Source organism: Actinophytocola sp. (assembly GCF_045807065.1).
In the GTDB taxonomy this organism is placed as follows: domain Bacteria; phylum Actinomycetota; class Actinomycetes; order Mycobacteriales; family Pseudonocardiaceae; genus Actinophytocola.
This window is the reverse complement of the sequence record NZ_JBJMIE010000749.1, coordinates 1-11,647: the sequence shown is the minus strand read 5'-3', so window position 1 is coordinate 11,647 and position 11,647 is coordinate 1. Positions and strand designations below refer to the sequence as shown.

At 71.2% G+C, this 11,647-nt stretch carries 10 protein-coding genes, 1 tRNA gene and 1 pseudogene; 7 read left to right on the top strand and 5 right to left on the bottom strand.

Going from position 1 to position 11,647, the window contains the following annotated elements; genetic code table 11:
- Positions 1–153: 153 nt before the first annotated feature.
- Complete coding sequence (locus ACJ73U_RS43865; RefSeq protein WP_407783717.1) at positions 154–624, bottom strand: hypothetical protein; 471 nt, start codon at positions 622–624, stop codon at positions 154–156.
- A gap of 109 nt (positions 625–733) precedes the next feature.
- Positions 734–817: transfer RNA gene (locus ACJ73U_RS43860), tRNA-Leu, on the bottom strand.
- A 72-nt stretch (positions 818–889) separates the two neighbouring features.
- Between ACJ73U_RS43860 and ACJ73U_RS43855 the strand changes: the two genes are divergently transcribed.
- Both ACJ73U_RS43855 and ACJ73U_RS43850 read left to right on the top strand, forming a co-directional pair.
- A complete protein-coding gene (locus tag ACJ73U_RS43855; protein ID WP_407783716.1) occupies positions 890–2,209 on the top strand; it encodes a M20/M25/M40 family metallo-hydrolase in 1,320 nt (439 codons plus the stop codon).
- Between the two features lie 128 nt (positions 2,210–2,337).
- Positions 2,338–2,883, top strand: a complete 546-nt coding sequence (locus ACJ73U_RS43850) for a DUF2231 domain-containing protein (RefSeq protein WP_407783715.1) — start codon at positions 2,338–2,340, stop codon at positions 2,881–2,883.
- 2 nt (positions 2,884–2,885) lie between these two features.
- Here ACJ73U_RS43850 and ACJ73U_RS43845 read toward each other — a convergent pair whose 3' ends face one another.
- Positions 2,886–3,098, bottom strand: a complete 213-nt coding sequence (locus ACJ73U_RS43845) for a DUF5703 family protein (protein WP_133906894.1) — start codon at positions 3,096–3,098, stop codon at positions 2,886–2,888.
- A complete protein-coding gene (locus tag ACJ73U_RS43840; RefSeq protein WP_407783714.1) occupies positions 3,095–4,081 on the bottom strand; it encodes a YncE family protein in 987 nt (328 codons plus the stop codon). Before ACJ73U_RS43840 ends, ACJ73U_RS43845 begins: the two co-directional genes overlap by 4 nt.
- 260 nt (positions 4,082–4,341) lie before the next feature.
- On the opposite strand from ACJ73U_RS43840, the gene ACJ73U_RS43835 reads away from it, so the two are divergent.
- Positions 4,342–7,518: a family 78 glycoside hydrolase catalytic domain gene (locus tag ACJ73U_RS43835; RefSeq protein ID WP_407783713.1), complete on the top strand. Its 3,177-nt coding sequence runs from the start codon at positions 4,342–4,344 to the stop codon at positions 7,516–7,518.
- Positions 7,519–7,576: 58 nt separating this feature from the next.
- Here the strand turns inward: ACJ73U_RS43835 and ACJ73U_RS43830 are convergent, their stop codons facing one another.
- A complete protein-coding gene (locus tag ACJ73U_RS43830) occupies positions 7,577–8,548 on the bottom strand; it encodes an aldo/keto reductase (protein WP_407783712.1) in 972 nt (323 codons plus the stop codon).
- An 82-nt stretch (positions 8,549–8,630) separates the two neighbouring features.
- Here ACJ73U_RS43830 and ACJ73U_RS43825 point away from each other — a divergent pair, with 82 nt between their 5' ends.
- From ACJ73U_RS43825 to ACJ73U_RS43810, 4 genes and pseudogenes are all read left to right on the top strand, one after another.
- Positions 8,631–9,680: an LLM class F420-dependent oxidoreductase gene (locus ACJ73U_RS43825; RefSeq protein ID WP_407783711.1), complete on the top strand. Its 1,050-nt coding sequence runs from the start codon at positions 8,631–8,633 to the stop codon at positions 9,678–9,680.
- Positions 9,677–10,516, top strand: coding sequence for an undecaprenyl-diphosphate phosphatase (locus ACJ73U_RS43820; RefSeq protein ID WP_407783710.1), 840 nt, complete (start codon positions 9,677–9,679; stop codon positions 10,514–10,516). The genes ACJ73U_RS43825 and ACJ73U_RS43820 overlap by 4 nt, the downstream gene beginning before the upstream one ends.
- 20 nt (positions 10,517–10,536) lie before the next feature.
- Entirely contained in the window at positions 10,537–11,286 is a 750-nt protein-coding gene (locus tag ACJ73U_RS43815; RefSeq protein WP_407783709.1) for a histidine phosphatase family protein, read from the top strand.
- Positions 11,287–11,409: 123 nt separating this feature from the next.
- Positions 11,410–11,647, top strand: a pseudogene (locus ACJ73U_RS43810) (FHA domain-containing protein); the annotation flags it as partial.

Sequence of the window (11,647 nt, the reverse complement as noted above, 5' to 3'; positions counted from 1 at the left end):
GGATGTACTCGCCGAACGTGGGTACCGGTGTGCGGTCGGCGGGATCTTGCATCAGGTCGGCGGGGTCGACGCCCATCCGCTCCAGCAGCACCCGCGCCGCCGCAACGACCTCCCGGTCCGCCGCCATGGCAGCGGGCTGCGTCGTCTGCGTGGTCATCGGGCGTCACCTCCGGTGGTCAGGGATGCGTGATACGTGGCGATCATGGAGTCCACCGCGGCGAGGGGGTGCACGACCAGGACGTCGCGGTGGGGGTCGGCGGCGACCAGGACGCGCTCGCCGGGACGGACGCCGCTGCGGTGCCGCACGGCGGCCGGCAGCACGAGGTAGGGCTTCGGGCCCATCGCGAACACCCCGTCCGGGTCACGGTGGGCCACCACGGACCCACCGACCAGGGCGATCTGGAGGCGATCACCGGGCGCCCAGCCCAGTGCTTGGACAGTGTCCCGATTGGACACCACACCCCAGGTGTCGATCTTCCCCATCCCGTAGACCAGTGACCCAGCCCGAGGTGCGGCGAGCAGCTCGGCGACGGGTAGTTGGCCGCCGCGAGTGGCGAGGAGTGGGCCCCCGGCGGACACTGACAGGCGGGGCGGCACCAGCGGAGCGATCGTGCGCTCAGCCACGGCGACCACCCCCGACCAGCATCAACGGGAGACAGGCGACAACGTGACGCGACCGCGAACAGGGTCGAGAACAGGACTGACTACTGCCAGGAAATGTCCAGGGGATCTGTGTCCGAGGGGGGACTTGAACCCCCACGCCCTTGTCGGGCACTAGCACCTCAAGCTAGCGCGTCTGCCATTCCGCCACTCGGACTCTGTGGTGCGCATAGCGTAGCCGATGCCCTTCCGGCGGGTTCAAGGGGTGGGGCAATGGTAGGAAGGGGCCGTGACCGAAGCGATTGACCTGGCCCAGGACGAGGCCGTTGAGCTCACCAGTGAGCTGATCCGCATTGACACCTCCAACACCGGGGAGGTTTCGACCACCGTCGGTGAGCGGGCTGCTGCGGAGTATGTGCGTGGGAAGCTCGAGGAGGTGGGGTACGAGACCACCTACGTGGAGTCTGGGGCGCCCGGGCGGGGGAACGTCTTTGCTCGGCTTCCTGGGGCAGACACGGAGCGTGGTGCGCTTTTGATTCATGGTCACTTGGACGTGGTGCCGGCTGACCCTACCGAGTGGTCTGTGCATCCGTTCTCGGGGGCTGTGCAGGACGGGTACATCTGGGGGCGTGGGGCTGTCGACATGAAGGACATGGTCGCTATGACCTTGGCCACTGCTCGGCGCTTCAAGCGGGACGGGATCGTGCCGCCTCGTGATCTTGTGTTCGCGTTTCTGGCCGATGAGGAGGCTGGGGGTGCTTACGGGGCGCAGTGGCTCGTCGAGAACCGGGCCGAGCTGTTCGACGGGGTTACCGAGGCTGTGGGGGAGGTGGGGGGCTTTTCCGTGACGCTCGGTGAGGATATCCGGGCTTATACCGTCGAGGTCGCTGAGAAGGGGATCGCCTGGATGCGGCTTCGGGTTCGGGGGCGGGCCGGGCACGGGTCGATGCTGCACGACGACAACGCGGTCACGAAGCTTGCGGCGGCCGTCGCTCGGCTGGGGGCTCACGAGTTCCCGTTGGTGGTCACCGACTCGGTGCGGGCGTTTCTCACCTCCGTCACCGAGTTGACCGGGCTCGAGTTCGATGAGGAGGATCTGCCCGGCGCCGTCGGGAAGCTCGGGCCCTTCGCCCGGGTTGTGGGGGCCACGTTGCGGGACACCGCCAACCCGACGATGCTCAACGCCGGGTACAAGGCCAACGTCATCCCCTCCGTCGCCGAGGCTGTTGTGGACTGTCGGGTGTTGCCCGGGCGGGAGGCGGCCTTCGAGCGGGAGCTCGACGAGATCCTCGGGCCCGACGTCGAGCGGGAGTGGGTCACGCATCTGCCCGCTGTCGAGACGACCTTCGACGGGGACCTCGTCGAGGCGATGTCGGTGGCTCTGCAGGGTGAGGATCCTGGGGCTCGGACGATCCCTTACGTCCTTTCGGGTGGTACGGACGCCAAGTCGCTGCAGGCGCTCGGGATCCGGTGCTTCGGGTTCGCGCCGCTGCGGCTGCCGGCCGACTTCGACTTCACCGCGATGTTCCACGGGGTGGATGAGCGGGTGCCCGTGGACGCCGTGCGGTTCGGGACCCGGGTGCTCGATCGGTTCCTTCGCGGCTGTTGACCGGGGCGGAAGTTTGACTCAGCATGCCCTGGCGATCACGCACGGTGATGATCGCTAGGGACTGTGAACCATGTGGACTAGTGCCGCGTAAGCAGCCGGCAACGACATCCCAACCAGACGGAGGCATCGTGCCCGAATTCGTAGGCGGTCTGCCGGTCCATCCGCTGCTCGTGCACTTCACGGTGGTGCTGCTCGTGCTCGCCGTCGCCGGTGCCGTCCTGTCGGCCGTGTGGCCGACGGTGCGGCGGCGGTTCGGCTGGCTCGTCTTCGCCGCGGCCGCGGCCGCGACGTTACTCGTGCCGTTCACGACCAGGAGCGGGGAGAACCTGGCCGGACGGCTACCCGCCAGCGCGCAGATCGCCGAGCACTGGCGTCTCGCCGACCTGATGATCTGGTGGTCCGTCGGACTGACGGTCGCGGTCGGGGCGCTCATGGTCGTGCACACCATGGCCGAGCGGAAGGTGACCACCAAGGTCGCGGTCGGCGCCGCGGGCGCCGAGGAGGAGGTACCCCAGGAAGCGCGCAGGGCGCCGGCCCTGGCCGCGATCGTGCTCGCGCTCGTCACCGTCGGCGTCGCGGTCGGCGCGGGCATCCACGTCTACCGCGTCGGCGACGCCGGCGCGCGGGCGGTCTGGGAAGGCGTCGAGAACCTCCCCGCGCAGAGTGGTAGCTGAGCTTACGTGCTCAGTCCGGGCAGGAGCCCCCGGGCGCGGCGACGCTTGAGCAGCACCCGCCGGCTCCCGTCCGAGTACAGCCGCACGTTCGACAGCTCCCAGCCGGCGAACTCGGCGTGGATCGACAGTTGCGTGGCCGCTGACCTCCGTGAGACACCCGGCGGAAGGCGCAGCGGCCGGTACTCCCAGTCTCCGTCGACCACCTCTGAGCTCATAGTGAAATCACCTGAATCCCATCTCCGGTGCCGGACGCGACCAGCACGCGCCCGCTGCTCGGGTCCACCGCGACGGTGTTGGGCTGGGACACCGTGGGGAACCGGTACTTCTCCTTCGGCTGCTCGCCGGCCACCTCGTAGCCGACCACCTCGTTCGTCTTCGTCAACGTCACCCACGCGATGTCGCGTTCCCGGTCGTAGGCGATCGCGTACGGCGCGCCCGGCACCGGGTAGTTCTGCCGCATGAGCAGCGGGTCCACGGAGAACGCCAGCAGCGCGCCGCCCCGGGTGTCGGTCACGAGCACCCGGCCGAACCGGTCGGTCACGGCGTTCGTCGCGCCCTGACCGGCGCGCAGGCCCTGCTGGATGTCGGCGCCCGGCACGTCCAGCTGGAACACCGCGTTGCGCAGGCGGTCGAGCACGACCGCGCTCTTCCCGGTGGACAGGACCTGGTCGGCGCTCATCAGGTCGCCGCTGATCATCCGCTGGACGCGGTCGTCCTTGACCACGGCGACCGCCCGCTCGTCCCGCACGGCCACCAGCGTGCGGCCGTCGTAGGTCGTGGCGCTGACGGGCTTGCCGCGGAACTCGGCGGTCGGGCTGGTGTCGCCGTCCGGGGTGAGGCGGGTGACCTTGTTGGCGCCGGCGACGAGGAAGGCGCCGCCGTCGACCGTCAGGGACTCGGCGGTCAGCGGCACGGTCCTGGTCGGCGTCAGGGTGTCGGCCAGCCGGTAGAGGCGCACGGATCCCTTGGTCGCGACCGCGAGCGTCCTGGTCCTCGGCTCGAACGCCATGGCCGTGACGTCGTCGGACAGGGCGCTGACCGTGCCCGCGGGCGGTGTGGTGGCGGGTGGGGAGACGGCGGCGACGGCGGCGACCGGGTGATCGGTCACCATCAGCTCGTCGCTCGGCTGACCCGAACTGCAACCAGCGCCGACCGCCGCGCAGACCATCACGAGCACGGCAACCTTACGACGCAACATCGACCTCCGCCATCGCGGTCTCGCCGGCAGCGGCAGGTCGCGCCGACGAAACATCTGTCCAGCATCCTCCAAAGACGCACTCGACGCTAACCCCCGATACGGGGTGTCGCGCCGCGGGGTTCGGTTACCGCGCGTGAGCACGCAGTGGGCATCCGGGTAGATCATCCCAGTCCCTTTGGCGGATTGTTTGCGGACCGGTGAACCCCTACGATCACTGAAACGTTTCATTCGGCTGTCGTGGGCCCAGCGAGGGGAATGCGATGAGCGAGGGCATGAGCCGCCGGACCTTCCTGCGCAGTTCGGCAGCCGGCGCCGGCGCGCTGGCGATCCCGGGCGCGGCCACCACCGTGGCGGCGGCCGAACCCGGCGGGCAGCCGGGAGAGGAGGCCGACGTGGGCAGCGCTCCCGCGGTCGTGCGGACGACCGTCGAGTACGCGTCCGCCCTGCTCGGCACCGACGTCGCCGCCCCACGGCTGTCCTGGGTGGTCGGGGGCGGCGGCACCCGTCAGTCGGCCTACCAGGTGCGGGTCGACGACCTGTGGGACTCCGGCAAGGTCGCCTCCGCGCGCACCGTGGGCGTGCCCTACGGCGGCCCACCGCTGTCACCGCACACCCGTTACCGCTGGCGGGTGCGGGTGTGGGACGAGCACGGCCGCGCCTCCGCGTGGAGTCCGGCCAGCTGGTGGGAGACCGGGTTCCTGGGCACGCCCTGGCAGGCGCGGTGGATCGGCGCCGCGCCCGTCGAGGAACCGCCCACCTTCGGCGGCGCGTTCTGGATCTGGTCACCCGACTCGACACCCGACGACGCGCCGGCCGGCCCGCGCTGGTTTCGCCGCACCGCGACGCTTCCCGCCGGGACGGTCACGCGGGCGCGGCTGGTGGCCACCGCCGACGACGACTTCACCCTCTACCTCGACGGCGAGCGGGTGCTGCACTCCCCGGAGCAGGTCGACGGGTGGAAGATCGGCCGGTTCGTCGACGTCACCGCGCGGCTCCGCCAGCGGGACCTCACGCTCGCGGTCGTCGCCACCAACCGCGGCAACGTCGCCGTCAACCCCGGCGGCCTGCTCCTGCGGCTGGTCGTCGATCTCGAGGGCGGCGCGCAGTTCGAGGTGGTCTCCGACGGGAACTGGCGGGTCGCCGACACCGAGCAGGCCGGCTGGCAGCAGCCGGGCTTCGACGACAGCGCGTGGGCTCCCGCCACCGTCCTCTCGCCCTACGGCAGCGGGCCGTGGGGGCACCAGGGCGAGATCGTGGTGGAGCGGCCGGCCCCCGTGCTGCGCCGCCGGTTCACCCTGCCCAAGCCGGTCGCGGACGCCCGCCTCTACCTGTGCGGGCTCGCCTACTACGACGCGGAGCTCAACGGCCGGCGCGTCGGCACCCAGGTGCTCGACCCGGGGTTCACCGACTACGACGACACCGTCCTGTACGCGACGCACGACGTCACGCGGCTGCTGTCCCGGGGCGCCAACGAGCTCGCGGTGACGCTCGGCCGCGGCTTCTACGGGCTGACCACCCCCAACGTCTGGAACTGGCACCGCGCGCCCTGGCACGGCGAGCCGCGGCTGCTGGCCCAGCTCGTCGTCACGCACCCGGACGGCACGCGGACCACGCTCGGGTCGGACACCGACTGGCAGGTGGCCGACAGTTCGACCGTCCTGGACTCGATCTACGCGGGGGAGACCTACGACGCCCGCCAGGTTCCCGCCTGGCGGCCGGCGACGGCGCTCGACGCGCCCCGGGGCACGCTGAAGGCACAGCAGCACGAGCCGATCGAGGTCGCCGAGACCGTCGTGCCGGTGTCGGTCACCGCGCTGCCGGACGGCTCGTACGTCGCGGACATGGGCCGCACCATGGCCGGCTGGACGAGGCTGACCGTCACCGCGCCGGCCGGCACGGTGGTCAGCCTGCAGCACGGCGAGCAGCTCAACCCGGACGGCTCGGTGCTCGGCGCCAACCAGCACGTCCCCGGCCGCCACCAGCTCGACGAGTACCTCTGTGCCGGCACCGGCAAGGAGGTCTGGGAGCCTCGCTTCTCCTACAAGGGCTTCCGGTACGTGCAGGTCAGCGGCCTGCCTCGGGCTCCGCGGCCGGCGGAACTGCTGGGCAGGGTCGTGCACAGCAACGTCCCGGACACCGGCACCTTCCACTGCGACGAGCCCTTCTTCGAGCAGCTCGAACGGGCGATGCGCCGCACGATCCGCAACAACCTGCACGGCATCCCCACCGACACGCCCATGTTCGAGAAGAACGGCTGGACCGGCGACGCCCAGCTCGGCATGCCCGTGATGACCTACGCGCTCGGCATGCAGCGGTTCCTGACGAAGTGGCTCGGCGACCTCGGGGACAGCCAGAACGAGGCCGGTCAGCTGCCGGTGATCGTGCCGAGTGGGGGATGGGGCTACCAGCAACTGGCCCCGTCACCCGAATGGACCACCGTGTACCCGTTCGTGCTCCGCGAGATGTACCGCGTGTACGGGGACGACCGGGTCGCCGCCGAGCACTGGCCGCTCCTCGTGCGTTACCTCGACTGGGAGATCGCGCGGCTGCGGGACGGCCTCGCCGTCACCGCCCTCGGTGACTGGCTGCCGCCCGGCTACGAGAGCGGCATCCCGCCGGAGGACACCCGGCTGACCGCGACCGCCTACCTGCACCGGGGCCTGACCGCCGCGGCGGAGCTGGGCGACCTGCTCGGCCGCGGCGACGTGGCCGCCCGGTTCCGCCAGGTCGCGACCGGCCTGCGGGACGCGCTCAACGCGACCTTCCTGCGGGGTGGGGTGTACCGGACCGACAAGGACCCGGACTACCGGCAGACCTCGAACGCCATCCCGCTCGCCTTCGGCCTGGTGCCGGACGACGCGGTGCCGGCCGTGGTGGACTCCCTGGTCGCCGACATCCAGGCCCGCGGCAACCACCTCAACACCGGTGCGCTGGGCACGAGCGTGCTGCTCCCGGTGCTCACCGCGCACGGCCACGCGGACGTCGCGCACGCGGTCGCGACGCAGCGCACCTACCCGAGCTGGGGGTACTGGGCCGAGAACGGCGCGGACACGATGTGGGAGATGTGGCCGCTGGAGTCCCGGTCGCGCGACCACTACTTCCTGGGCACGGTCGTGCAGTGGCTGTATGAGAACGTCGCCGGTCTGCGGCCCGGCGACGGCGGGTACGAGCGGTTCGTGGTCCGTCCCGACGCACGGGTGGGTGTCACCCGGGCGGCGACGTCGATCGAGACGGTGCGTGGCCGGGCGGCGGTCCAGTGGTCCCTGGGCGGCAACAGGCTCGCCCTGACGGTGGAGGTGCCGTTCGGCGCGACCGCCGAGGTGCACGTGCCCGGGAACGCGGCGGCACCCGAGGGAGCGCGGTTCCTCCGCGCCGAACCGGGGTTCGCGATCTACGAGGTCGGCCGGGGGAGGTGGCGGTTCACCGGCCGGATTTGACGAACTCGCGCGTCACGCCGGTTGGACACGCGGGGCGTGAGCGTTGGACACGCGGTGGCTAGCCCAGGCGTTGTTCGGGGTAGCCCAGTTCGATGTCGCTCACGTCGTCGAGGGCGGCGCGGATCGCGGCCGGGAGGGTCAGCTCCTCGGAGACCAGCGACCCGAGCAGCTGGCCGGTGTCGCGGGCACCCACGACCGCCGCGGTCACGCCTGGGCGGTCGCGGACCCAGGCCAGCGCCACCGACAGGGGAGACGTGGCGAGGCCGTCCGCCGCGGTCACGACCGCCTGCACGATCCGGGCCGCGCGTTCGTTGCGGTGGTGGTCGACGTACGGCGCGAAGTGCGTGGAGGCGCCGCGGGAGTCGGCCGGGGTCGCCGCGCGGTACTTGCCGGTGAGCACGCCGCGGCCCAGTGGGGCCCAGGCCAGCAGCCCCAGCCCGTGGTGGGACGCCGCTGGCTGCACCTCGCGCTCGATGCCGCGTTCCAGCAGCGAGTACTCCACCTGCGTGCTGACCAGGGCGGACGGCTTGCCGCGCTGCAGGGTCGCGGCCGTCGCGAGCTGCCAGCCCGAGTAGTTCGACACGCCGACGTAGCGGACCTTTCCGCTGGTCACGGCCGCGTCCAGGGCGGAGAGGGTCTCCTCGAGCGGCACCGCGGTGTCCCACGCGTGGAGCTGCCAGAGGTCGACGTGGTCGACGCCGAGGCGGCGCAGGGACCCTTCGAGGGCGTGCAGGAGCGCCCCGCGGGACCCGCCGCCGCCGAACGGGCCGTCGTCGCGCCGGGCCACGGCCTTCGTGGCGATCACCAGTTCCTCGCGGGGCACGAGGTCGTCGAGCAGGCCGCCCAGGATGCGCTCGCTCTCGCCGCCGGCGTATACGTCGGCGGTGTCGACGAGGGTGCCCCCGAGGTCGGCGAAGGCCACGAGCTGGCTCGCGGCCTCGTCGGCGTCGGTGTCCTGGCCCCAGGTCATCGTGCCCAGGCCGATCCTTCCCACCCGCAACCCGCTGCGGCCGAGGTGTCGTTGCTCCACGGGGGCGAAGAGTACGGGCAGTTCCACGTTCCCGCAGGCAGACTCACCGCACGGCCGGGTTACCGCACGGTAGGGTGCCGGCATGCGACTCGGACTGAACCTCGGCTACTGGGGTGCCGGCAACGACGCGAACAACCTGAAGATCGCACAGGAGGCCGACCGGCTCGGCTACTCCGTCGCGTGGGCCGCGGAGGCGTACGGCTCCGACGTGCCGACCGTGCTCGCGTGGGTCGCCGCGCACACGGAGCGGATCGACGTCGGCTCCGCCATCCTGCAGATCCCCGCCCGCCAGCCGACCATGGCGGCGATGACCGCGGCCACGCTCGACACCCTGTCCGGCGGCCGGTTCCGGATGGGCCTCGGCGTGTCCGGGCCGCAGGTCTCGGAGGGCTGGTACGGCGTCAAGTTCGACAAGCCGCTCGCCCGCACCCGCGAGTACGTCGAGATCGTCCGGCAGGCGCTGCGCCGCGAGCGGGTCTCCCACCAGGGCAGGCACTTCACGCTGCCGCTCCCCGACGGGCCGGGCAAGCCGCTGAAGCTGATCGTGCACCCGGTCCGCGACGAGATCCCGATCTACCTCGCCTCGATCGGGCCCAAGAACCTCGAGCTGACCGGCGAGATCGCCGACGGCTGGCTCGCGATCTTCTACTCCCCGGAGTACGGCCCCGAGTCGCTGGAGCTGATCCGCAAGGGCCGCGAGAAGGCCGGCAAGACCCTCGACGGCTTCGACGTGGTGCCGACTGCGCCGATCGTCCTCGGCGACGACTGGCGGACCGCCGCCGACCAGATCCGCCCGTACGCCGCGCTCTACGTGGGCGGGATGGGCAGCCGCGAGCAGAACTTCTACAACAACCTCGCCTGCCGCATGGGCTACGAGGCCGAGGCCGCCGAGATCCAGGACCGGTACCTCGCGAAGGACTACGCCGGCGCCGCCGCCACGGTGCCGCTCGGCTTCCTCGACTCGACCGCGTTGCTCGGCCCCAAGGAGCGCATCGCCGAGAAGATGCAGGCCATGGCCGAATCGGGGGTCACCACACTGACCGTTTCCCCCGTACTGCAAGATTTGGAGCACAGCGTCGCGGCCCTGCGGGTCGCGGCGGAGGCTCTGGATCGCGCAGGAGTTGGTAGTTGAGCTGGCTCGAAGCCATCATTCTCGGTCTCGTACAAGGGCTCACCGAGTTCCTGCCGATCTCGTCCAGCGCGCACCTGCGGATCACCGCGGCGTTCGCCGGCTGGAATGACCCCGGCGCGGCGTTCACCGCGGTGACGCAGCTCGGCACCGAGGTGGCCGTGATCATCTTCTTCCGCAGGAAGATCGGTCACCTCCTCGTCGCGTGGTTCCGGTCCCTGCGCAGGCTGTCGACGTGGCGCGAGGACCCCGACTCGCGGATGGCGTGGCTGGTGGTGTTCGGCACGCTGCCGATCGCGATCCTCGGCCTGCTGTTCCAGGACGAGATCGAGCACGCCTTCCGTGATCTTCGCCTCATCGCGACGACGCTGATCGTCTTCGGCATCCTGCTCGGCATCGCCGACCACGTGGGCCGCAAGTACCTCGACCTCGAGCACCTGACCGTGCCGCACGGCATCGGCTACGGCCTCGCCCAGGCCCTCGCGCTGATCCCGGGCGTCTCCCGCTCGGGCGGCACGATCACCGCCGGCCGCCTGCTCGGCTACAAGCGCGAGGCGGCCGCGGAGTACGCGTTCCTGCTGGCAGTGCCGGCCGTGTTCGCCTCCGGGCTGTACCAGCTGAAGGACATCGGCGGGAAGAACTCGCCGCCCTGGGGGCCGACGATCGTCGCGACGATCATCGCGTTCGTGGTCGGCTACGCGGTGATCGCCTGGCTGATGCGCTACATCTCCAAGAACAGCTTCCTGCCGTTCGTCGTGTACCGCCTCGCGCTCGGTGTGCTGCTGTTCGTGCTCGTCGCCATCGGCACCCTGGCGCCCGACGCGGGGCCGGCACTCTGAGCGATCGATAGTCTGGCGTCGTGGCCACCGTCGTACTGCTGAGGCATGCTCGCTCCACCGCGAACGGATCCGGCGTGCTCGCCGGGCGTTCCCCGGGGGTCGAGCTGGACGAGACCGGCCGGAAGCAGGCCGACGGGCTCACCGAACGGCTGGCCGCCGTGCCGCTCGCCGAGATCGTGTGCTCGCCGCTGCTGCGGTGCGAGCAGACCGTCGCCCCGCTCGCGGCCGCCCGGGGGCTGACCCCGGTCACCGAGCCGAGCCTGTCCGAGGTGGACTACGGCGACTGGACCAACCGCGAGCTGAAGGACCTCGCCAAGGAGACGCTGTGGTCGGTCGTGCAGCAGCACCCGTCCGCGGCCGTGTTCCCCGGCGGTGAGGGGCTTGCCAGCGTGCAGGCCAGGGCCGTCGCCGCGGTGCGGGCGCACGACGCGCGGATCACCGGGGAGCACGGCCCGGAGGCCGTGTGGCTCCTGTGCAGCCACGGTGACGTGCTGAAGGCCATCCTGGCCGACGCGCTGGGGCAGCACCTGGACACGTTCCAGCGGATCGTGGTCAACCCGGCGTCGGTCTCGGTGGTGCAGTACACCGCGCACCGCCCGTTCGTGCTGCGGATGAACGACAACGGCGGGGAGCTGGCGAGCATCGTGCCGCCCAAGCCGAAGCCGGCGGACTCTCAGGCAGGTTCTCAGGACGGCGCTCAGCCAGCGGAAGCGGACGGTATCCGTCCGAGTGACGCGGTGCCCGGCGGGGTCCCGGGCCGCGCGTCCTGACCTGCGGGTCCTCGGGCCCAAAACCCAGTCACGATCTGGGTGAAACGTCGGGGAAATACCTGACGACTGTGCCAGTATCTGTGCACTCGCCATCTCCGCTGCGGCGGCCTCATAGGAGTGGTAATGACACAGCCATACGGCCAGGAGCCCGGTCAGCCGGGCGGCGGATACCCCCAGGGCGGGTATCCGTACACGCCGGGTCAGGGACAACCGGCCCAGGGCCACCCCCAGAGCCCGCCCTACGGACAGCCCGCGCAGGGGTATCCGCAGAGCCCGCCCTACGGGCAACCCGCGCAGGGCTACCCGCAGACTCCCTCGTCCGGATACCCCCAGGCGCCCGGTTACGGCACCATGCCGCCGG